This window comes from Bradyrhizobium genosp. A (genome assembly GCF_049949275.1).
Classification (GTDB): domain Bacteria; phylum Pseudomonadota; class Alphaproteobacteria; order Rhizobiales; family Xanthobacteraceae; genus Bradyrhizobium.
This window is the reverse complement of sequence record NZ_CP188196.1, coordinates 1,830,456-1,851,066: the sequence shown is the minus strand read 5'-3', so window position 1 is coordinate 1,851,066 and position 20,611 is coordinate 1,830,456. Positions and strand designations below refer to the sequence as shown.

Annotated in this window: 19 protein-coding genes and 1 tRNA gene; 10 read left to right on the top strand and 10 right to left on the bottom strand. The window is 63.2% G+C overall.

What is annotated here, in order from left to right; all coding sequences use genetic code 11:
• The first annotated feature begins 3 nt into the window (after window positions 1-3).
• Window positions 4-1,164: a glutathionylspermidine synthase family protein gene (locus ACP2YP_RS08625; protein ID WP_426423650.1), complete on the top strand. Its 1,161-nt coding sequence runs from the start codon at window positions 4-6 to the stop codon at window positions 1,162-1,164.
• Between the two features lie 160 nt (window positions 1,165-1,324).
• Here ACP2YP_RS08625 and ACP2YP_RS08620 read toward each other — a convergent pair whose 3' ends face one another.
• From ACP2YP_RS08620 to chpT, 6 genes are all read right to left on the bottom strand, one after another.
• Window positions 1,325-2,197, bottom strand: a complete 873-nt coding sequence (locus ACP2YP_RS08620) for a CheR family methyltransferase (RefSeq protein WP_426423648.1) — start codon at window positions 2,195-2,197, stop codon at window positions 1,325-1,327.
• Window positions 2,194-3,396 (bottom strand): protein-glutamate methylesterase/protein-glutamine glutaminase, encoded by a 1,203-nt coding sequence (locus ACP2YP_RS08615; RefSeq protein WP_426423647.1) that lies wholly within the window; start codon window positions 3,394-3,396, stop codon window positions 2,194-2,196. The genes ACP2YP_RS08620 and ACP2YP_RS08615 overlap by 4 nt, the downstream gene beginning before the upstream one ends.
• A gap of 74 nt (window positions 3,397-3,470) precedes the next feature.
• Window positions 3,471-3,836: a response regulator gene (locus tag ACP2YP_RS08610; RefSeq protein WP_007600538.1), complete on the bottom strand. Its 366-nt coding sequence runs from the start codon at window positions 3,834-3,836 to the stop codon at window positions 3,471-3,473.
• 72 nt (window positions 3,837-3,908) lie between these two features.
• The gene (locus tag ACP2YP_RS08605) at window positions 3,909-4,379 is read right to left on the bottom strand and encodes a chemotaxis protein CheW (RefSeq protein ID WP_426423645.1); all 471 of its coding nucleotides are present in this window, start codon (window positions 4,377-4,379) and stop codon (window positions 3,909-3,911) included.
• Window positions 4,380-4,402: 23 nt separating this feature from the next.
• A complete protein-coding gene (locus tag ACP2YP_RS08600; protein ID WP_426423643.1) occupies window positions 4,403-7,186 on the bottom strand; it encodes a hybrid sensor histidine kinase/response regulator in 2,784 nt (927 codons plus the stop codon).
• 196 nt (window positions 7,187-7,382) lie between these two features.
• On the bottom strand, window positions 7,383-8,030 hold the full coding sequence (gene chpT, locus ACP2YP_RS08595) for a histidine phosphotransferase ChpT (protein WP_426423641.1): 648 nt from the start codon (window positions 8,028-8,030) through the stop codon (window positions 7,383-7,385).
• A 171-nt stretch (window positions 8,031-8,201) separates the two neighbouring features.
• Between chpT and ACP2YP_RS08590 the strand changes: the two genes are divergently transcribed.
• A complete protein-coding gene (locus ACP2YP_RS08590) occupies window positions 8,202-9,032 on the top strand; it encodes a 3'(2'),5'-bisphosphate nucleotidase CysQ family protein (RefSeq protein WP_426423639.1) in 831 nt (276 codons plus the stop codon).
• Here ACP2YP_RS08590 and ACP2YP_RS08585 read toward each other — a convergent pair.
• On the bottom strand, window positions 9,022-9,507 hold the full coding sequence (locus ACP2YP_RS08585) for a YHS domain-containing (seleno)protein (protein ID WP_426423638.1): 486 nt from the start codon (window positions 9,505-9,507) through the stop codon (window positions 9,022-9,024). The genes ACP2YP_RS08590 and ACP2YP_RS08585 overlap by 11 nt on opposite strands.
• A gap of 141 nt (window positions 9,508-9,648) precedes the next feature.
• Between ACP2YP_RS08585 and ACP2YP_RS08580 the strand changes: the two genes are divergently transcribed.
• From ACP2YP_RS08580 to ACP2YP_RS08570, 3 genes are all read left to right on the top strand, one after another.
• Entirely contained in the window at window positions 9,649-10,257 is a 609-nt protein-coding gene (locus ACP2YP_RS08580) for a DUF1134 domain-containing protein (RefSeq protein WP_200472330.1), read from the top strand.
• A 118-nt stretch (window positions 10,258-10,375) separates the two neighbouring features.
• Window positions 10,376-11,659 (top strand): hypothetical protein, encoded by a 1,284-nt coding sequence (locus ACP2YP_RS08575; RefSeq protein WP_426423636.1) that lies wholly within the window; start codon window positions 10,376-10,378, stop codon window positions 11,657-11,659.
• A gap of 160 nt (window positions 11,660-11,819) precedes the next feature.
• A tRNA-Val gene (locus tag ACP2YP_RS08570) sits at window positions 11,820-11,894 on the top strand.
• Window positions 11,895-12,009: 115 nt separating this feature from the next.
• On the opposite strand, the gene ACP2YP_RS08565 is transcribed toward ACP2YP_RS08570, so the two are convergent.
• Together ACP2YP_RS08565 and ACP2YP_RS08560 are read right to left on the bottom strand one after the other, a co-directional pair.
• The gene (locus tag ACP2YP_RS08565; protein ID WP_426423635.1) at window positions 12,010-12,855 is read right to left on the bottom strand and encodes a methyltransferase domain-containing protein; all 846 of its coding nucleotides are present in this window, start codon (window positions 12,853-12,855) and stop codon (window positions 12,010-12,012) included.
• 211 nt (window positions 12,856-13,066) lie between these two features.
• Entirely contained in the window at window positions 13,067-13,237 is a 171-nt protein-coding gene (locus tag ACP2YP_RS08560) for an RNA polymerase sigma factor region1.1 domain-containing protein (protein ID WP_426423634.1), read from the bottom strand.
• Between the two features lie 209 nt (window positions 13,238-13,446).
• On the opposite strand from ACP2YP_RS08560, the gene ACP2YP_RS08555 reads away from it, so the two are divergent.
• Both ACP2YP_RS08555 and ACP2YP_RS08550 read left to right on the top strand, forming a co-directional pair.
• The gene (locus tag ACP2YP_RS08555; RefSeq protein ID WP_426423633.1) at window positions 13,447-13,773 is read left to right on the top strand and encodes a hypothetical protein; all 327 of its coding nucleotides are present in this window, start codon (window positions 13,447-13,449) and stop codon (window positions 13,771-13,773) included.
• 507 nt (window positions 13,774-14,280) lie between these two features.
• Window positions 14,281-16,326 carry a carbohydrate porin gene (locus tag ACP2YP_RS08550; RefSeq protein WP_426426080.1) on the top strand — a complete coding sequence of 682 codons (2,046 nt, stop codon included), beginning with the start codon at window positions 14,281-14,283 and terminating at the stop codon, window positions 16,324-16,326.
• Window positions 16,327-16,500: 174 nt separating this feature from the next.
• Here ACP2YP_RS08550 and mntR read toward each other — a convergent pair whose 3' ends face one another.
• A complete protein-coding gene (mntR, locus tag ACP2YP_RS08545; protein ID WP_426426078.1) occupies window positions 16,501-16,977 on the bottom strand; it encodes a manganese-binding transcriptional regulator MntR in 477 nt (158 codons plus the stop codon).
• A 162-nt stretch (window positions 16,978-17,139) separates the two neighbouring features.
• On the opposite strand from mntR, the gene ACP2YP_RS08540 reads away from it, so the two are divergent.
• The 3 genes from ACP2YP_RS08540 (at window position 17,140) to ACP2YP_RS08530 (ending at window position 20,578) form a co-directional block, all read left to right on the top strand.
• Entirely contained in the window at window positions 17,140-17,514 is a 375-nt protein-coding gene (locus ACP2YP_RS08540) for a divalent metal cation transporter (RefSeq protein WP_426423632.1), read from the top strand.
• Window positions 17,515-17,645: 131 nt separating this feature from the next.
• The gene (locus ACP2YP_RS08535) at window positions 17,646-19,616 is read left to right on the top strand and encodes a carbohydrate porin (protein ID WP_426423631.1); all 1,971 of its coding nucleotides are present in this window, start codon (window positions 17,646-17,648) and stop codon (window positions 19,614-19,616) included.
• A gap of 251 nt (window positions 19,617-19,867) precedes the next feature.
• The gene (locus tag ACP2YP_RS08530; RefSeq protein WP_426423630.1) at window positions 19,868-20,578 is read left to right on the top strand and encodes a hypothetical protein; all 711 of its coding nucleotides are present in this window, start codon (window positions 19,868-19,870) and stop codon (window positions 20,576-20,578) included.
• The last annotated feature ends 33 nt before the right edge of the window (window positions 20,579-20,611 follow it).

The window sequence follows — 20,611 nt, the reverse complement described above, 5'->3', positions numbered from 1 at the left end:
CACATGCAACGTATCATTTGTCCCGAGCGCGACGACTGGCAACAGACCGCCGAGCAATGCGGCTTCGCCTTCCACACCATCGACGGCGAGCGTTATTGGGACGAGCGCGCCTATTATGCGTTCACGCTCGACGAGATCGAGCGCTCGATCGAAACGCCGACCGGCGAGATCGACGCGATGTGCCTGGAACTCGCCGGTCGCGTGATCGGCGACGAACGCCATTTGCGGCGGCTCAAGATTCCGGAAGCGTTTTGGGACCTGATCGCGGAAAGCTGGGAGCGAGACGACCACAGCCTCTACGGCCGACTCGACCTGAAATTCGACGGCGAAGGCCCGGCAAAACTGCTCGAATACAACGCCGACACGCCGACCTCGATCTTCGAGGCCGCGGTGTTTCAATGGACCTGGCTCGAGCAGGCGATCGAGCGGCGCATCATCCCTGCGCGCGCCGACCAGTTCAACTCGATCCACGAGCGGTTGATCGAGGCGTGGAAAGCGATCGGCGCGGGCGGTCATCTGCATCTCACGGGCACCACCGGCAGTGAGGAAGACGCGGGCACGCTCGCTTATCTCGAAGATACCGCGCGCCAGGCAGGCCTCTCGACCACGCTGCTCGACATCGAGGAGATCGGCTGGCGCGACGAGGCCGGCGGCTTCGTCGACCTCGATGATCGCGACATGGAGCTTGTCTTCAAGCTCTACCCCTGGGAATGGATGTTCCACGACGCCTTCGGCGCCAAGCTCGCCGGCGCGCCGACGCGCTGGATCGAGCCGCCGTGGAAGGCGGTGCTCTCCAACAAGGGCATCCTGCCGCTGCTCTGGGAGATGTTTCCGAACCATCCCAATCTGCTGCCGGCTTTCTTCGAGGACGATCCGCGCGCAGCCGGGCTCGGCAGCTCCTACGTCCGCAAGCCGCTGCTGTCGCGCGAAGGCGCCAATGTCACGCTGGTGTCGGGCGGAATGTCACTCGACGAGCACGCCGGCCCCTACGGCGCCGAAGGCTTTGTGCGCCAGGCGCTGTCGCCGTTGCCGAACTTTTCCGGCGTCTATCCGGTGGTGGGAAGCTGGCTGGTCAACCACGCGCCGTGCGGGCTTTCGATCCGCGAGGACGAGAGCCCGATCACGGGCAACAGCTCGCGGTTTCTGCCGCACGCGATTTTGTGAGGCTTGTCATTCCGGGGCGCGACAAAGTCGCGAGCCCGGAATCCATAACCACAGGCAGATCGAACAGCCCCACGTCTAACCGCCTGCCTATTTCGATGGCCTGTGGTTATGGATTCCGGGCTCCGCGCTAACGCGCGGCCCCGGAATGACGAGGAGAAGTTCACCTTGCCGCGGCGACTTTCAGCGGCTGCGGCATCAGTCCGCCCATCGCCCGGCCGGAGCGGGCCGGATTGAGCTGGTAGAGACCGCGGCGGTCGGAGATCGGGCGGAACGCATCGGTGATGCCGACGACGGATTCGGCCGCGCCCAGCAACAGCGTGCCATCCGCTTCCAGGCCCTTCGCCATGCGCTCGAAGATCACCGCCTTGGTATCCTGATCGAAATAGATCAGCACGTTGCGGCAGAAGATCACGTCGAACGTGCCGAGATGGGAGAAGTCCTGCAACAGATTGAGCTGGCGGAACTGCACCATAGCGCGGACATCGGCCTTGAGCTGCCAGACGTCGCCGGACTGGGTGAAGTATTTCATCAGCAGCTGGATCGGCAGGCCGCGCTGCACCTCGAACTGGCTGTAGACGCCGGCCTTGGATTTCTCCAGCACCTCCTGCGACAGGTCGGTGGCGACGATCTCGATGCGCCAGCCCGCGAGCGCGGCGCCCATCTCCTTCAGGCACATCGCGATCGAATAGGGCTCCTGCCCGGTCGACGAAGCCGCCGACCAGATGCGCAACGATTTGCGCGCGGCGCGGGCCTGGATCAGGCCGGGCATGATGCTGTCGCGCAGATGATCGAATGGGATCTTGTCGCGGAAGAAGAACGTCTCGTTGGTGGTCATGGCTTCGACCACGTCGGTCGCAAGCCGGCCATCGCCGTTCCTGATCTTGAGCACGAGATCGGGGATGCCCGGCAGGCTCGCCTTGCGGGCTAGCGGCAGCAGTCGGCTCTCGACCAGATACTGCTTGTCGGGCGAGAGATCGAGACCGGAGCGCTCTTTCAGGAACTTGCGCAGATACTCGTAGTCCGCGGGCGTCACGAGCGATCTCCCGCGAACAGGCGGTTGACCTTGGCGCCGATCTGGTTGAGCGGCAGGATCGCCGCGCAGATGCCGGCATTGGCAGCGGCACCGGGCATGCCCCACACGACGCTGGAAGCTTCATCCTGCGCGATCACGCTGCCGCCGGCAGCGACGATGTCCTTGCCGCCGCGCATGCCGTCCGAGCCCATGCCCGTCAGGATCACGGAGAGGATGTTGCCGTGCCAGATGTCGATGGCGGAGGTGAAGAGCGGATCGACTGCAGGCTTGCAGAAATTGACTGCAGGACCGTCGTCGAGCGCAATTGCGACTTCAGCGCCGCTGCGCACCACGCGCATGTGCTTGCCGCCGGGCGCGAGGTAGATGCGCCCCGGCTTCACCGGCTCGCCATCGACCGCCTCGGCTGCCGGCCGGCGGCTCGAACGCGCGAGGTGCTCGGCGAGAATGGTGGTGAAGGTCGGCGGCATGTGCTGGGTGATCAGCACCGGGTAGCGGTCGATCACCGGGCCGAGTTCGGTGACCAGCGCCATCAGCGCCTGCGGGCCACCGGTCGAAGAGCCGATCAGCAGCACCTTCGGCGCCTGGGTCGAGAACGGACGCGTGGTGAGCGAGCCTGACGACAGCGCATGCACGGCCGGAGCCGGTGCGGGCGCGGCGGGCCGCGCGACAGCCGGTGCACGTGCAGCCGGGGCAGCAGAGCTCGCGGGAGCCAGCGGCGGACTCGCAACCGCCGGCTTCCGGCGCAGCCGTGCGCCGAGATGACGGATCTTCTGGACCAGGTCGTGATGGAAAACGTCGGCGGCGGATGTCTCGCGGGTCGATTCTGGCTTCGGAATGTAATCGGCCGCGCCGAGCGACAATGCCTTGAAACTGATCTCCGCGTTGCGGCGGGTCAGCGTCGAGGCCATGATGACGACGAGATCGCGCTTCTTCGCCAGCAGTTGCGGCAGCGCCGAGATGCCGTCGAGCTCGGGCATTTCGATGTCGAGCACGGCAACGTCGGGATTGATGCGCTCGAGCTGGTTGACCGCCTCGAGCCCGGTGCGCAGCGAGGCTGCGACCTCCATGTCGTGCTCGGCACCGATCCAGCGCGAGATCAGACCGCGTATGACAACGGAGTCGTCGACGATCATCACCCGCAGCGGCCCGGCCTCACGCGACGTGCCCGTGGTCGAATTACCTGCGAACGCAACACTCATTACTCACCAACTCAGACTGAAACGGTTTAGTTGAAAACAAACGCCGAAGGAGCCGTTCAGCCTCCGGTGTTCGCTTAGATCAGGCCGACTTCCTGGAACTTCGCCGTCACGATGTCCTTGTCGAACGGCTTCATGATGTATTCGTTGGCGCCGGCGTGCAGCGCGCGCGCGATATGCGCCACGTCGTTCTCGGTGGTGCAGAACACCACCTTGGGCTGGTCGCCGCCGGGCATGCGGCGCAGATGGCCGAGGAACTCGTAGCCGTCCATGACGGGCATGTTCCAGTCGAGCAGCACGGCGTCGGGCAGCCCGCGCTTGCAGGCCTCGAGCGCCTTCTCACCGTCCTCGGCTTCGAGAATCTGGAAGTCGAGGCCTTCCAGGATCCGGCGCGCAACCTTGCGGATGACGCTGGAATCATCAACGACGAGACAAGTTCTCATGTGAACCTCTGCTTCTGATCCCCGGTGCGGGGCACTTCCAATTGCAGGCACGTCGGCGGCGATGCCGCCGTATCAGGCCGCCATCATCTCGGGCGCGAGCTCGAGGACGCGATCGACGTCGAGGACGACCATGAGCTGGCCGTCGAGACGGTGGACACCGCCGGCGAGCTTGGCCATGCGGGGGTCGAGATTGACCGGGTTGTCTTCCTTGCCGTCCTCGGACAGGCGCAGCACTTCGCCGATCTGGTCGATCAGCAGGCCATAGGATTCGCCGCGCATGTCGACGCCGACCGCCATCGCCGTCTTGCCGTCTTCCGGCTTGGGCAGGCCGAGCCGGGCGCGCATGTCGACCACGGTGACGATGCGGCCGCGCAGGTTCAACACGCCCGCGATCTCGCGCGAGGACAAGGGAACGCGGGTGACGCGCTCAGGCATGAACACGTCCTGGACGCGGGAGATCGGCAGGCCGAACAGCTGGCCGCCGATCATCGCGGTGACGTACTCGACCATGACGCCTTCGCCGGTTTGCATCTTCTTGGTCATATCGATCTCTCCTCAGGTCCCGCTCAGGCTGCCGCGCGGCTCAGATCGGAGGCGCCGGCGGCACCCGCGGTCTGTTCCTTCAGCGCCGCGATCAGACCGGGACGGTCGAACTTGGCGACATAATCGTGGAAGCCGGCCTGGCGGCCGCGCTCGATCGCGGCCGGCGACACCAGCGCCGAGAGGCCGATGATCGGCATCGAGCCCAGATTGCTGTCGGAGCGGATCACTTCCGCAAACTCGAACCCGTTCATGTCGGGCATCTCGATGTCGGTCAGGACCACGTCGAAGCTCTGCGCGCGGAGCGCTGCCAGACCCTCCTGCGCGGTCGGCGCGGTGCGGACGCGGTAGCCGGCGGCCTTGAGCACCGGCGCCAGCATGTTGCGGAAGAACGCCGAGTCGTCGACCAGCAGCACCGCCTGCGAGTGCATCGACGGCTTCATCTCCTTGCGGGTGAACCAGTCGGCGAACGCCATCGGCAGGAAGTGACCGACGTCGATCACCTCGGTGGCCTGGCCCTTGATCACGGCCGAGCCCAGGATGCCGCTAGCCGAGCCGCCGACCTCGATGTTGAGCCGTTCCTCGACGATGTCGATGATCTCGTCGACGACGAGGCCCATGGAGCGGCCGTCATCGGCGAACACCAGGATCGGCTGGACGCCCTGGGTCGCGATGGTGACGCTCTCCATGGCGACGAGCGGCATCAACTGCTCGCGGTACTGCACCATGTAGCGGCCGTTGGAGAACTCGATCTTGTCGGCCGGGAGCTCTTCCAGACGAGTGACGAGCCCGAGCGGGACCGCCTTGGGCTGGGCCGAGCCGGCGCGGAACACGAGGAGCGAGGTGGTCTGCTCGCCCGAACCGATGTGATGCGCGCCATTGTCGTCGGCCATGTCATGGGCCGAGGAGCCGGCAGCGCCGAGCGCCTTGGCAATGCCGTTGGGGTCGATGATCATGATGACCGCGCCATCGCCCAAAATCGTGTTGCCCGAGAACATGTCGATGTGGCGCAGTTTCGTCGACATCGGCTTCACGACGATCTCTTCGGTATGGAACACGCCGTCGACCACGATACCGAAGGTCTGGCTGCCCACTTGCGTCACCACGATGAAACCGTTCTCGGGATCGGATGCCGCGCCGTCGTCGATCTTGAGCAGCTTCTTCAGATGGATCAGCGGCAAGAGCTTGTTGCGCAACCTGAGGACAGCGGTGTCCTTGATGCGCTCGATACGGTGCTCCGAGTTGGCGCGGGCGCGCACCAGCTCGACCACCGAGAGCTGCGGGATCGCAAAGCGATCGCCGGCGGCCTCCACGATCAGCGCGGAGACGATCGCCAAGGTCAGCGGGATCTTGATGGTGACGGAGGAGCCTTCACCGGCCACCGACTTGATGTCGATGGTGCCGCCGATCTGGTCGATATTGGTGCGGACCACGTCCATGCCGACGCCACGCCCCGACACCGAGGTGATGGCGGCCGCGGTCGAGAAGCCCGGCGCGAAGATGAACTTGTGGATCTGGGCTTCCGACATCTTCTCCAGCTCAGCCTCGGTGACGAGACCGGAGGAGATCGCCTTGGCCTTGATCTTCTCGGTGTTGAGGCCGCGGCCGTTGTCGGCGATGCAGATGATGATGTGGCCGCCTTCATGATAGGCGGAGAGACGGATGGTGCCCTGCTCGCCCTTGCCGGAGGCGAGGCGCTCGGCGGGGGTCTCGAGACCATGATCGGCGGAGTTGCGCACCATGTGGGTGAGCGGGTCCTTGATCAGGTCGAGCACCTGGCGGTCGAGCTCGGTGTCGGCGCCGTGCATCTCCAGCTCGATCTGCTTGCCGAGTTCGCTGGAGAGATCGCGGACGATGCGGGGCAGCTTCTGCCAGGCATTGCCGATCGGCTGCATGCGCGTCTTCATGACGCCTTCCTGCAGCTCGGCGGTGACGTTGGAGAGACGCTGCAACGGCACCTTGAACTCGGTGTCCTCGTTGCGCCTTGAGATCTCCAGCAGTTGGTTGCGGGTCAGCACCAGCTCGGAGACCATGGTCATCAGATGCTCCAGCGTATCCACGTTGACGCGGATCGACTGGTTGGCGACACGGTCGCCTTCGCTGGCTCCCTCGTCGGCCGTCGACTTCTTCGGCGCGGCCTTCTCCATCGCCTTGGCAGCTTCCTTGGCGACGGGGGCCGGCGCTTCAGCAGCCGGCGCGGGCTCAGCCTTCGCTTCGGCGGGCGCCGGGGCTTCGATCGCGGTCTCGCGGAAGGCGCGCTCGAGCTCGTCGAGCGAGACTTCGCCCGGACGCAAGGGTCGCTCCAGGGTCTGGTCGATCAGCGTGCCCGTGGTCATCTCCTTGGCGGGAGCAGGCGCCGCGGCAGCGGGCGCTTCCGGCACCAGCGGCGGGGCTTCAGCAACGGGAGCGGCAGCGCCGGCAGCCATTGCCGCCATACCCTGCTCGACCATCGCTTCGAGCTTGTCGATGAGATCGCGGTCGTTGCCTTCGGGCTCGGCTTCGGTCGCTTCGAGCCCTGCGAGGATCTCCTTGATGCGGTCGATCGACGACAGGATCAGCGTCACGGCCTGACCGGTCACCGGCATGCCGTCGCGGAATTTGCTCATCAGCGTCTCGCCGGCATGCGCCAGCGCTTCAAGCCGCGGCAGTCCGAGGAAGCCGCACGTACCCTTGATGGTGTGGACCAGGCGGAAGATGTTATCCAGGATCTTGGCGTTGTTCGGCTCCTGCTCGAACTTCACCAGCTGATTGTCGACGGTGTCCAGGCTCTCGCTGGTCTCCGTCAGAAACTCCCGCAACAGATCATCCATGAAAACAGGCCTTCATACAGGGAGGGCGCGCACGACTTGTGATGCGCCTATTCGGAATGAGGCCAGCTTCACCGCAAAGCGTTTAATAATGGTTGAGTATGTGCAAAAGAACGGAACCAACAAGGAGATAAGGCGCTCCGGACAAGCCGAAGCGCCTCGTAAAGATTCGATTAACCTCTGAGAGCGACGGGCGCGTTTACGAAGCGGTAACGATGACGGCCTCGCCCTCCAGCTTGAGCGTCACGGTGAGCCCGCAGGCCTGCGCCAACAGCCGCGTATAATAAGGCTGGATCGCGTGCGCGTCCGCTGCCGGCCCGCGTTGACCGCTCAGAAGCTCGGAGATGTTCTGCGGCAGGCGTGCATTGTGTCCGGTCGCGGTGATACGGAAGCTCATCGTCTCGCCCTCGCCGATCGGATCGATCGTGAGCATGCCGCCACGCGGGATCGTGTGCTGGGACACGACAAGCATATTGAGCAGCAGCTTGACGCGATTCTTCGGCATCAGCAGCCGCGGCAGATTCCACGTGATCGTGCACTTGCCGTCCTCGATGTGGCCGCGCGCCATGGTCTGGGCATCGCCGAGGTCGATCTGCGCGCCGGAGGAGCCGGCCGCGCCGAAGGCGAGGCGGCAGAACTGCAGGCGGGCGGAGGCCGTCTTCGCACTCTTGCGGATCAGGTCGAGCGCGAATTCACGGTCCTCGAGCTTGGGATCGTCATCGAGCACTTCGAGGCCATTGACGATGGCGCCGACAGGGCTGATGAGATCATGGCAGACCCGCGAGCACAGCAGCGCCGCGAGTTCGAGCGCATCGGGAGCGGTAGCGGGTGACGGAGCGTCAGACATAAAGGGTTCCTGGAATTGCACGGCGCGAACGCGGCGAATCAAGCATGCTTGACGGATGGCAGGGGTTCTAACATTCGCAAGCCTGTGGCAGCTAGCTTACGATCGGATCGAAGCGGCCATAAAGCCGCGGCGAATCAGTTGAGTGGGGATGGAATTGCCGATGAATGAGGCATGCAGGTGAGGATTATCGACGGCGAGGCCGCATCCCGGCTGATGGAGCCCCTGACCGCGCTGGTGGTTCAGGCCGGCGAGGCGATCCTTCGCGTCAACCGCGCCGCGATGCGGGTCGACGGCAAGAATGACGGCTCGCCGGTGACCGAGGCCGACCTCGCCGCCGACCGAATCATTGCGGAGGGGCTGGCCAGGCTTGCGAACGATGTGCCGTCGCTCTCGGAGGAACGGTGCGAGCTCGCCTCGCCACCGTTTCGCGGCAGCTTCTTCCTGATCGACCCGCTCGACGGCACCAAGGAGTTCGTCGCCGGCCGCGACGAGTTCACCGTCAACCTCGCCCTCGTGACCGAGGGCGTGCCGCTGCTCGGCATCGTGGCCGCGCCCGCGCTCGGGCTGCTCTGGCGCGGCATCGTCGGCCGCGGCGCCGAGCGCGTGACGTTTGACGGCACCACCATCGGCGCTGCCGAGCCGATCCGGACCCGCAGATTGCCCGCGCACGGCGAGCCCTGGGTCGCGGCGGTGAGCCGCTCGCACGGCGACCCCAAAAGCGAAGCCTTCATCGACAGCCGGCCCAACGCGGTCAGAAAGACGTGCGGCTCGGCGGTCAAATTCGGCCGCATCGCCGAGGGCAGTGCCGACATCTATCCCCGCTTCGGGCCGACCTCGGAATGGGACGTCGGGGCGGGCTGCGCCGTGGTCACGGCAGCCGGCGGCAAGGTGACCGACGGCAAGGGCGGCGAGATCCGGTTCGGCGAACGTGGCGATACCCGCTTCATCATCCCGGCGTTCGTCGCCTGGGGCGATGCCGGAGCGGTCATGCCTACTGACTGAGCTTGTCCTGAAGCGCCGGCCAGCGCTTGCCGACGTCATACAGGAAGCGTTCCGGATCGGCGGCGAAGGCGTCGCGATTGGCTTCGCGGCTGAACAGATAGAGCCGCTGCGCCGAGATCACGAAGAAGCGGGGATTGCCGGCGATGATCACGCCGCGCGCGATGTCGGCCGGGTCGTAACCGCCGAACTGCGGGCCGTAGATTTCGGGATGGGCCAGGAAGGAGGCCCGGTTGCCCTCATTGCGGAAGCGCCAGACCGCGCCCCAGAGATTGGCCTCGAACTCCGCCGTCCCCTGCTCGGGCCCGCCATCGACGAAATAGGCCACGGGATCGAAGCCTTCGATGGCGACGCCCGAGAAGCGATTGACGACGATCCGCTCGGTGGTGGCAGCCTGCGTCGGCAGCCCGGAGCAGGCGAGCAAAATGCCCGCCAGCAGGCAGACCAGACGGCCGATCAAGGCAATTCCGGGGCGCAAAGGGCTATCTTCCTGCCGTTGTGCCGTCATAGTTGCTGCGGATAACATCCGAGTCGAGGGGACATCCGGCGCAACCTAGAACCTTGCCTGTTGGCGTCAGGTTAAGGGAAGCGGACCGGAATCGATACCAGGGGTTCTTTTATGACTTTCGCATCACGCCTTGCCGCAGTGGCGCTCGTAGCGCTGGCTGGCTGGATCGTGCCGGCCTCCGCCCAGACGGCCGCGCCGCCGCCGGACCTGCCGCCGCCGCAGCGGACCCCGACGCCCAACACCTATGGGCCGGACGAGCTCGTCACCGCCGGCCATCGCTTCTTCGGCAACGTCTCGCGCGGCCTTGCCTCGATCATCGAGAAGGCGGTCAGCCAATGGGGGCTGCCGAACGGCTACATCCTGGGCGAGGAAGGCTCCGGCGCGTTCGTCGCCGGCCTGCGCTATGGCGAAGGCACGCTCTACACCAAGAACGCCGGCGACCTGCGTGTCTACTGGCAGGGTCCGTCGCTCGGCTTCGACTGGGGCGGCGACGGCGCGCGCACCATGACGCTGGTCTATAATCTGCCCGCCACCAACGCGATCTACCAGCGCTTCGCCGGCATCGACGGCTCGGCCTACATCATCGGTGGCTTCGGCATGACGGCGCTCACGTCCAACAACATCGTGCTGGTGCCGATCCGCTCCGGCCTCGGGCTGCGCCTGGGCGCCAATATCGGCTACCTCAAATACACGCCGCGCGCGACCTGGAACCCATTCTAGGTCCCCTCCTCCAATTCAGGTCCGGATTCACGTTAACAACAGGGCGGGGCTGGCTTTTTGCCGGCCCGCCATGCATTGTCTTTGGTAAATTTTTCCTTAGCTCTCGGAGTCCTGGCCTATGGTCGAACCGATCATGTACCTGGCGATCGGTTTCCTGCTGTCGATGCTGTGCGGGCTTGCGATCGTGCCGCTGGTGCATAACCGCGCGGTCCGCCTGACCACGCGCCGGCTCGAGGCCGCCACCCCGCTGTCGATGGCGGAGATCCAGGCCGACAAGGACCAGCTCCGCGCCGAATTCGCCATGTCGGCGCGCCGGCTGGAGATGAGCGTCGACCAGCTCAAGAACAAGACCACGAGCCAGCTCGCCGAGCTCGGCAAGAAGAGCGACGCCATCAACCGCATGAAGATCGAGCTCGGCGAGAAGAACGCCACGATCTTCGCGCTGGAGGCGCGCGAGAAGGCGGTGAAGGAGCAGCTCCGCGCCACCGAAGAGGAATTCAACGCCAAGACCGAAAGCTTGCGCGCGGCCGAGATGGCGCTGACCGACAAGCAGGGCGAACTCGCAAAAATCAATTCCGAACTGTCCGACCGCTCGATGATGGCGGAGAGCCGCCAGGTCGAGCTGGTCGCGGTGCGCGCGCAGATCGAGGAATTGAAGAACCGCGTCGGCGATGCCGAGAAAGAGTTCACCGCCACGCAGGCGCGGCTGACGCAGGAGCGCGTCGAGTCGGAGACCGCCTCGCGCGAGCTTGGCGATGCGCGCGGCCGCGTCGAGAATCTGAGCCAGCGCGTCACCGAGCTCGATCGCCAGCTCATCGTGCAGGTCAAAGAGGCCGAGATGCTGTCCAACCGCGTCGCCGACCTCGAAGGGCGCCTCGCCACGCAGGGCAAGCTGCTCGCTGAGCGCGAGTATGAGAACAATCAGCTCCGCCAGACCAATGAAGGCTCCGAGCGCACCATCAAGGAGCTGCGCGTCGAGATCGCCGGCTTAAGCGGTGGCAAGTCGTCGGCCGCGATGGAGTCGCTGCGCGCGGAGAAGACCGCGCTGGAAGAGCAGCTGCGCTCCGCACGCGACGAGCGCGCAAAACTTCAGCGCGACATCAATGCGATCCAGCAGCAGGCGGAAAGCTCCTGGGCGACCGAGCGCATGGAGAACGCGCTGCTGCGCGAGCGCATCAACGACATCGCCGCCGAGGTGGCAAAACTCGCGATGCAGCTCGAGGGCCCGAACTCGCCGATCGAGGCGCTGCTGGCGGCCGAGGCTGACCAGCCGCCGAAGCCGGCGCCGCGCCCGGCCAATGGCATCGCCGCAGCCGCCCTCCCCGAGGGCGGCGGAACGCTCGCCGAACGCATCCGCGCGCTGCAGGCCCACGCCTCCCGCGCCCGCCAGCAGGGCGCGTAAGCGACCCGAAATCCGGCCTCGCTGCCGAATTGCGCGATTGACGGAAGGTTTTCAGGCCTCAAGCCGCCTGAAAACTTGACACTTCTAGCCCGCACTTCTAAATCGCGGGCTCCGATGCGCCGGCCGGCCGACAAGGTCCGGCCGTCTGCATGACGGTCCCGGGCGCATAGCTCAGCGGGAGAGCGTTCCCTTCACACGGGAGAGGTCCAAGGTTCGATCCCTTGTGCGCCCACCATTTCCGGACACGAAAACAATCGGTTAGACGAGCGACGGTTTGAGACCGTTTTCCGGGAAGCGAGCGGGAAACGGCAAAGGCCAACTACGAGCCAAAGGCGCTTCAGGTGGCGTGATTACGCTGGCACGCGGCCCTTTGCCGCGTTGGCGCGCGCACTGTAGGTAATGCGCCCCGCGGCGTCTGCCGGCAGGCGCTCGCGCACCCGTGCCTTGAGCCGTTCGACATCGCTAGACGCCATCGCGGCGACCATCGGTCGAAGGCTCGCGGCCAACAGACAGGTCGTCCAGAACTCGTCGAAATCGGCGAACGTCCGCTGGACCGTGATCTCCCGCGTCTCGATCGCTTCGAGGCCCGCCTCCGTCCACAAGCTCTGCAGGGCATCCATCCGTGATGCGCCCGGGCTGGGCGGCTGCACGGGGTGAAGGCCCATTGTGCGCATTTCCGCCCGGATCGGTTCCAGCGGAAATCCGCCCCCCAACATATCCCACGCATAGGTCGTGACCGTGCCGCCCGGGCAAACCACACGCACCATCTCGGCAAGGCCTCTGGCCGGGTCGGGAACGAAGAAAATCACCAGCGCCATGACGGCGGCATCGAACCTGTCTTGGGGAAATGCAAGCGCGGTTGCGTCGCCCTGGTGAAACGCTGCGCCACGCGCCGCGGGCCGGGCGCGCGCGAAGGCGAGTTGCGCCTCGGACGGATCAATTCCCTGAACTTCGGCCGGCGCGCATCGCTCGACGAGCAGCTCTGTGAAGGCACCGTTGCCGCAACCGATATCGATCCATCGCAAGCCCGGGCGTGGCGCAAGCCAATCGAGGAACACCTCTCCCGCGAGTCGGCTCCAGCTTCCCATGTACCTTTCGTATCCAGCCCCGTCGTCGTAGCGGATTTGATGTTCGACCACCCGCACCTCCCCCGTTTGTGCCAACGTCTCCAGATGACTAGCGATCCGGTCAAACATAGCATTCCGTTCGGCTGGGAAGAAAATCAATAAGCAGCATGCACGGCGCGTCCAGAGTTGAGCCCGAGGTCCGGAAATGGCCCCTTCGCGACGAAATCCGCCTGTCGCCTGTATATCGGCTGTCAGGGGTAGACCGGACCTGACAGAGACCGGGCAAAACCGTCGCGATTGACCCATTGCAGATCTGTATCGCTATGCCAGAGCCAAGGTTTCAGTCTCCTTCAATCCAGATTCCCGCTTCGCTCAGACTGTTGAGAATACGTTCGATGTCGTTGGGGTCCAATGCTTCATTGTCACACAATTTATTCAATTCATCGAAGGTAATCTTGCCGTTCCGTTCACCGATCTCGATGGCTTGTCGAATCATTTCCGGCACGCTCATGTTCTCTCCGTTTCAGCAGCCCCCTACTGTACGCAGAGAGAGTCGGGTTACGGACATTGCGGCGACGTCTCTCGACGGCGCTTTTGACCCGGAACGGACCTGGTGCTGTGTCGGCTTCTACATTGATTTTGATATATTCGGAGCATTGAAGCTCCGCTAAGAGTTGGTATCGTCGACCCATGGAAGTTTTGTCCTCCCTAGAGCAGGCAGTGATCGACGCCATTGCGCTTCAGGTGCCCGAAGTCGCTGATGCGCTTGCTGGCCAGCAGGGAAAAGTGCGCGTCACTGCCCGAGAGAACACGGGAGCTGGTTTCTATACCACGCTCGATGTCTCACATCGTTCGCCAATCAAAGGTGTTGCCTCGCCATTGGGCGATGTCGGAGCGACTGTTGTCGGTCTTCAGCATGGGATGGGATTTATGCTCTGGCTTCGGGATGGTCACATTCATCAGCTGGAAGGCTACTCATATGAAGAGAGCACGTCTGGCATCGATTTTGAGCGGGTAGCGTTCGGGTCAGTCGGGCCGCGTACCTGATGACCCGTCCGCCATATCGCATGTTGGCCCTGATGCGAAACTCTTCACACGGGAGAGGTCCAAGGTTCGATCCCTTGTGCGCCCACCATTCAAATCTAAATTATCAATGCCTTAGCGACTTGGCTCCCTTAAGGTGTGCCCTCGAAAAGGCTAGGGCACAAGCGGGGCACTTCACCATTTAAGGCATCAAACGCGCCGCAAATCGCCCGTTGTACCCCAGACTGTTTCGAGCGGACCGGCGTCCGCAGACAGGCGACGCCCGTTTCCCGAATCCAGTGTCAGGATGAGGAATCGCTGTCGCTTCTCATTCAGCCCTGACTGCCTGGCAAGCCCTTGCCCCCGACAGGGAGGGATATTGTCTTGCGATTGCAACTTGCCTTCAATGGGGTTGGAAGGTACGGCGTGGCTGGCCGGCGCGGAAAACGCGGGAACGCAGATTTTTGCCTTGGGCGACGAGAGTAGATGGCTTCATTTGTCGAGGGGCGGCAAGCTGTCAAATCCGAAGGGATGATAACCGCGCGCGCCGGGGGGTATCCCCATGCGGGAAAGAACCGCATCGCGAGGCGCGACCGCCGAACCCTGCACCCGATCATTGCCGGCGCAACGCTCGGCGCGCTTTCGCTCAGCGGCCCTGCGGTTGCAGCGGAGATCAACTTGCCGGTGAAGGCACCCTACCTGCAACCGGCGTTCGACTGGAAAGGATTTTATGTCGGCGCGCATGCAGGCTTCAGTCGCGGCTCTTCCAAAGCCTCATTGATCGATCCTGCTGTCAGCACGACCAGTAATATCTTCGACGGCATGATCGGCGGCGCGCAGGCGGGATACAATTATCGTCTGCCATCGGGGCTGCTGTTCGGCGCCGAAGCCGACATTTCCCTGCCGAACTACCTGACTTCGAATTCGGTCGTCTCATCACTCGCAACGCCACGGTCCGAAGTCACTGAACAATGGGATTATGTGGCGACCGCGCGCGGCCGCGTCGGTTACGCTGCGAGTTCCTGGCTGTTTTATGTCACCGGCGGACTGGCCTGGGCCGGCGAACGCTTTCGCGATCCGCCTGCGATCGGCGATGACGACAAGATTCTCCATACCCGTTTCGGGTGGGCCGCGGGTGGCGGCGTCGAGTATGGCATCGCCCCGGACTGGAGCGTGAAGCTGGAATATCTCTACAGTCGGTTCAACCAGGCGAAGGTAGCGTTCCAGACGGGCGCGCAATATGCCTCAAGCCTTGATTTCCAGGCTCTTCGTGTCGGCCTCAACCGCAAGATCGACTGGCCGGGCTCGCCCGCTGACAATCCGAAGACCTCGCCGACGGATACGGAATCCGACCGCTGGGAAATCCACGGCCAGTCGACGTTCCTGCCGCAGGGATATCCGGCCTTTCGCGCGCCCTACAGCGGCCCGAACAGCCTGACACCGGCGCCGCAGCTTCAGGAGACCTGGAGTAACAGTCTCTATCTCAACGCGCGGCTGTGGGACGGCGGCGAGGTCTACTACAACCCCGAACTCCTGCAAGGCTTCGGCCTCAACAACACGACCGGCGCCGCCGGATTCCCCAGTGGTGAAGCGCAGAAATCGGGCTTCCCCTACCCGCATTACAACACGTCGCGGTTGTTCCTGCGCCAGACCCTCGGCTTCGGCGGCGAACAGGAGGAGCTATCGAGCGGCCAGTTGCAACTCGCCGAGAAAGTCGACGTCTCCCGCCTGACGCTGCAGATCGGCAAGTTCGCAGTGGCCGACTTGTTCGACGGCAATTCCTATGCGCACGATCCCCGCAAGGATTTCATGAACTGGTCGATGTGGGCGTCCGGCGCCTTCGACTACGCTGCTGACAGGCTCGGGCTCGGCTACGGCGTCACCGCGGAGCTGAACCAGAAGCAATGGGCGCTGCGCGGCGGCTATTTCCTGATGGATGCTGTCTCCAACTCGAACAATTTCGATACCAGGGTGCCGCAGCGCGGCGAATATGTGGTCGAGTTGGAAACACGCTATTCGCTGTTCTCCCAGCCCGGCAAGCTACGCACTATAGCGTGGCTGAACAGCGCCTTCTCCGGAAGCTATCGCGAGACGCTGGACAATCCGGCGCTCAACCTCGATATCGCGCAAACGCGCAGGGGTCGCATCAAATACGGCTACGCGCTCAACCTCGAACAAGCCCTGACCAGCGATATCGGCCTCTTCGGCCGCTGGAGCTGGAACGATGGCAAGAACGAGATCATGGCGTTCACGGATATCGACACCAGCTTCTCATTTGGCACCTCGATCAAGGGCACGAGATGGAGCCGACCGGATGACGTGATCGGCATCGGCGGAGCAGTCAACGCGCTATCGAGGGATCACCGCGATTTCCTCGCCGCCGGCGGTCTTGGACCGGTGATCGGCGACGGCCGGCTCAACTACCGGACGGAGCGCGTGCTGGAAGCCTATTACGCCTTTGCGCTCAACAAGGCCTTCACTTTCACCGCAGACTATCAGTTGATCGCCAACCCCGCCTACAACGCCGACCGCGGCCCGGTCCATGTCTTTTCTGGAAGGCTGCACGGCGAGTTTTGAAAGCTGGGCCGGCCAGCCTATGGCGCACACAAAATGTCGAGGCGGCGGGCCTCACGCGCGGTCTTCCCCATCGCAACGCGCGGAAATGCCGGAAAGTCCGAGTCGGTCCGATCGCCGCCTGGCTCGAATTGAAGTGAGACTGCGATTTCCGAAGACACATCCTGCGCGGACGAACTAGCCGCCGGTATGCGATTTAAGAAAATGGGCAAAGGCTTTCAGCGTGGCTTCCGAGACGTGATGCTCGATCCCCTCCGCGTCAGCCTCGGCGGATTCGGCAGGGACCCCCACCGCGCGCAACAGGTCGACAACGACTCGGTGACGAGCGTGGACCCGTTCGGCCAGCGCGTGGCCTTTTTCGGTCAGAAACACACCGCGATAGGGCCGCGAGGTCGCTAATCCCGCCCGTTTCAGCCGGGACACAGTCTTGATGGCCGTCGCGTGGGATACGCCCAATCGTCGCGCGATGTCGGTCGGACGCGCCTCGCCGACGCTCGCCAGGAGATCGGCGATCAGCTCGACATAGTCTTCAAGCACGGCCGTCGATTGCGCCGAGCGCGTCTTGCCGAAGCGGCGCGCCTGGGTCAGCTCCGTGGGGAGTCCCTCAGGCCCGACGCGGTGCCGTTTCGCTTTTCCCGACGCCGTGGGCTGCATCATAGCTGATCCAAAATGACCGGAATTGTGTGAGCAGAGAACACATCTGAATCGTCGCGTCAAATTGTAGCTCATGCTACATTACGTAGCCGTTGACAAAATTGGATCTGCGCTTACTCTGTAGCTAATGCTACATCTTCGGGCAGATATTGGATCTTCAAAGTGACCGAAATTGTCGCGCAGCGGCAATCGCTTTCCGCACGAACCATGTCGACGGCGCGCCATGTGCTCGCCGGGCGGCGCGCTTATCTCCTGGTCCGCAGGCTTGTCACCATGCTGCCGGCCTTCGCCGTGGTCGCCCTCGGCGCCAACGCAACGAGTGCGCTGGTTATCAATCAGGTGATGCTGAGCATCGCGCTGCCGCTACCGATGATCTCGCTCCTGATCTTCACCAGCCGGAGCGACATCATGGGGCAGTTCGCGAATAGCCGGCTGACCTTCATCGCCGCCCTGGCCGGGACGACAGCGGTGTTGCTGCTCAACATCTTCCTCATCCTACAAACCTTGGGCGTGCCGACGCCCGGTTTTGCGGTCTGATCTGCTTGGCAAAGAGGTCCGCAAGCCTTTGAACTTTGGAGCTGCTCCATGTTGAACGTTAGAGCTATTCTATTGTTGCAAATGACTTGCATTCGCTTTGCTGCGTGATAGTCGGATCAGGGGCGCGTGCAATGTGTTTCGTGAGAGCCTTTCTTTCCGGCCTGTCGTTGTCCGTCGCGTTCGCGGCGTCTGCGACCGCGGCGGATGTTCAGGGCTTCGATTGGTCCGGCCTCTATGTCGGCGGTCATGCCAGCTACGCGCGAGGGCGAGCAAACAACACTCTATTCGATCCCGCCGCTTCCGGGTCGGGCAAGAGCTTCGGCAGCCTCTATGGCGGCCTGCAAGCCGGCTACAACTATCAGCTTCCGTCCGGCTGGCTGCTGGGAGTCGAGGCTGACGTCTCGTTTCCAAATTTCCTGGAAGACGGCTTGATCGGGAGCCGCGCGACGGCGCAGAGCGCGAGTGTTACTGACCAGATCGACTATATCGCTACGCTGCGCGGCCGCATCGGTTACACCTTCGGTCATTGGCTGATCTATGGAACGGGCGGATACGCCTGGTCGCAGGCGCGCCTGGTTGAGACACCTGGCGTTACCCTTGATGCGGACAAGACGCTGCCGATGCGCACCGGCTGGACCGCCGGCATGGGAACCGAGGTCGCCGTCGCACCCGATTGGACGGCACGGCTGGAATATCTCTACGACCGCTTCGGCAGCGTGACCGGCGCGTTTCCCTCCGGCACCCAGTACGCGTCGGCCTTCGATATCCATATGCTGCGCTTCGGACTGAACTACAAGCTGGGTTGGAGCCGCACCGATGCGCCGGCGGCGACGATTGCGCCCACCGACGCCTGGCCGAGCGCATCGGATAACTGGAACATCCACGGGCAATTCACGCTGATCGGACAGGGATATCCTGCGTTCCGCTCGCCTTACGAAGGTCCACAAAGTCTATCCGGCGCGAGCCAGTTCAAGAACACGACGAGCGCGACGGCCTTTGTCGGCGTTCGCGCGTGGGAAGGCGGCGAGATCTACATCAATCCGGAGCTGATGCAGGGTTTTGGTCTCGGCAATACATTCGGCGCCGCGGGCTTCCCCAATGGCGAAGCGCAGAAGTCGAACTTCCCGATGGGACGCTTCAACATCGCGCGCGCCTATCTGCGGCAGACCTTTGGTCTCGGCGGCGAGCAGGAGGCGATCGCCGACGGCCCGAACCAGCTCGGCGGCAAGCAGGACATTTCGCGTATTTCGATCACCGCGGGCAAGATGTCGGTGATTGATTTCTTCGACAACAACGCATTCTCGCACGATCCGAGACGGGATTTCCTCAACTGGAACATGTACTGCTGCGGTTCGTACGACCTCACGATGGACAAGATCAGCTACACCTGGGGCGCATTCGCAGAGCTCAATCAGAAGCAATGGGCCGTTCGGCTCGGTTACTTCCTGGTCCCCACCGTGTCGAACGACAACACCTTCGATACCCATATTCCCGATCGAGGCGAATATATCGGTGAGCTCGAGCTGCGTTATTCGCTGTTCCAGCAGCCGGGAAAGCTGCGACTGATGGGATGGGCCAATCGCGCCACCGCCGGCAGCTATTCAGAGGCCGTTGCCCTGCCAATCAGTTCGACGAACTATCCCGACATTACGCTCACGCGCAAAGTGCGCACGAATTACGGCTTCGTGGCCAACCTTGAACAGGCGGTCACCGCGGATCTCGGCTTTGTTGCGCGCGCGAGCTGGGACGCCGGCCAGACCGAGAAGATCGGATGGACGGACTGCGACAGAAGTCTCTCGCTCGGCGCCGTACTGAAGGGATCTTCGTGGGACCGACCTGACGACAAGATCGGCATTGGTGGCGTGATCGAGGGCCTCTCGCCGGAAGCGCGCGCCTATTTCGCCGCCGGCGGTCTCGGCATCCTCATCGGCGATGGCGGGCTCAACTATCGGCAAGAGAAGGTGTTCGAGACCTACTACGCCTACAGCCTCAACAAGTGGACGACGTTCACCCTCGACTATCAGCTCATCACCAACCCGGCCTACAATGCCGACCGTGGTCCGATTTCGATTCTTGCAGGCCGCCTGCATGCCGAGTTTTGAAGACCTGTCCGCTTATTCAACCCAACCGCGCTGCGTCGATCTTTGGGGCACCATCAGCGACGTTGCGCCGCGAGAGGCACTTAGAGTACTTTGTCGAAAATACGCCCGGCGTGAAACGGGAATAGGATCACCTCTCACTGGGAGGCGGTCCTGTTCCGTAAGCTCAGTGATTCGGTATGCGGAGTTCGCGAGCGACGCGTAACGTCAATTTCACGCGGGACCCATCACCCATTTCCATTTCCAAAGTCCGCATGAGAGAGCGCCACCAGCATCTTAAGAACCATCAACTGGACGCCTGGCTTGCGCGAGGTGCTGTACTCCTTATCGTCGCGTTGCAGGTTGCATTCGTGAACGACTTGTCTGTTGGACCCTGGTGGCTTGCTCCGGCGATAGAGCTGGCACTGCTGATACCTCTGTCAATCGGCACAGCTTGGACGCAACGATCGGTGCGGCAGGCAGAGACGGACAATGCGTGGAGCTTGGTCCGAAACAAGCGAAAATTTGTCAGACGTCTCGCAACCGTTCTCACCGGCTTCAGCACAGTAATCAATTTCATCGCACTTGCCCTGCTGATGCGCGCCATTGTCAACGGCCATGCCGGGACGGGTCGTACGCTTCTGCTTGACGCCGTGAACATCTGGGTGACGAATGTTGTGGTCTTTGCGCTCTGGTACTGGATCCTCGACAGAGGCGGCCCCTCTTCGCGAGGCCTGGTACCGAGCAACATGCGAGACTTTCTCTTCACTCAACAGCAAGGGACGGATCAATCCGCCGGATTTGTGGATTGGTTGCCTGGCTTTATTGATTATGTGTTCCTGGCTTTCACAAACGCGACGGCTTTTTCTCCGGCGGATACGTTTCCGCTCACAGCTCGAGCGAAACTTCTGATGATGGCCGAATCGACAATCTCCCTGATCACCGTTGCAGTGGTGGCTTCCCGCGCCGTCGGAATTTTGAATTAGGCAAGATTTCGAAATTGAGCGACCAGACTCGTC

Bases quoted from the DNA above. Each gene is read 5' to 3' on its own strand.
- ACP2YP_RS08625 (WP_426423650.1), top strand. From the start codon at position 4: ATGCAACGTATCATTTGTCCCGAGCGCGACGACTGGCAACAGACCGCC.
- ACP2YP_RS08560 (WP_426423634.1), bottom strand. From the start codon at position 13,237: ATGAGCGTGCCGGAAATGATTCGACAAGCCATCGAGATCGGTGAACGG.
- ACP2YP_RS08565 (WP_426423635.1), bottom strand. From the start codon at position 12,855: ATGTTTGACCGGATCGCTAGTCATCTGGAGACGTTGGCACAAACGGGG.
- ACP2YP_RS08600 (WP_426423643.1), bottom strand. From the start codon at position 7,186: ATGGATGATCTGTTGCGGGAGTTTCTGACGGAGACCAGCGAGAGCCTG.
- ACP2YP_RS08615 (WP_426423647.1), bottom strand. From the start codon at position 3,396: ATGAGTGTTGCGTTCGCAGGTAATTCGACCACGGGCACGTCGCGTGAG.
- ACP2YP_RS08610 (WP_007600538.1), bottom strand. From the start codon at position 3,836: ATGAGAACTTGTCTCGTCGTTGATGATTCCAGCGTCATCCGCAAGGTT.
- ACP2YP_RS08575 (WP_426423636.1), top strand. From the start codon at position 10,376: ATGGTCGAACCGATCATGTACCTGGCGATCGGTTTCCTGCTGTCGATG.
- ACP2YP_RS08550 (WP_426426080.1), top strand. From the start codon at position 14,281: ATGATAACCGCGCGCGCCGGGGGGTATCCCCATGCGGGAAAGAACCGC.
- chpT (WP_426423641.1), bottom strand. From the start codon at position 8,030: ATGTCTGACGCTCCGTCACCCGCTACCGCTCCCGATGCGCTCGAACTC.
- ACP2YP_RS08535 (WP_426423631.1), top strand. From the start codon at position 17,646: ATGTGTTTCGTGAGAGCCTTTCTTTCCGGCCTGTCGTTGTCCGTCGCG.
- mntR (WP_426426078.1), bottom strand. From the start codon at position 16,977: ATGCAGCCCACGGCGTCGGGAAAAGCGAAACGGCACCGCGTCGGGCCT.
- ACP2YP_RS08590 (WP_426423639.1), top strand. From the start codon at position 8,202: ATGCAGGTGAGGATTATCGACGGCGAGGCCGCATCCCGGCTGATGGAG.
- ACP2YP_RS08530 (WP_426423630.1), top strand. From the start codon at position 19,868: ATGAGAGAGCGCCACCAGCATCTTAAGAACCATCAACTGGACGCCTGG.
- ACP2YP_RS08580 (WP_200472330.1), top strand. From the start codon at position 9,649: ATGACTTTCGCATCACGCCTTGCCGCAGTGGCGCTCGTAGCGCTGGCT.
- ACP2YP_RS08605 (WP_426423645.1), bottom strand. From the start codon at position 4,379: ATGACCAAGAAGATGCAAACCGGCGAAGGCGTCATGGTCGAGTACGTC.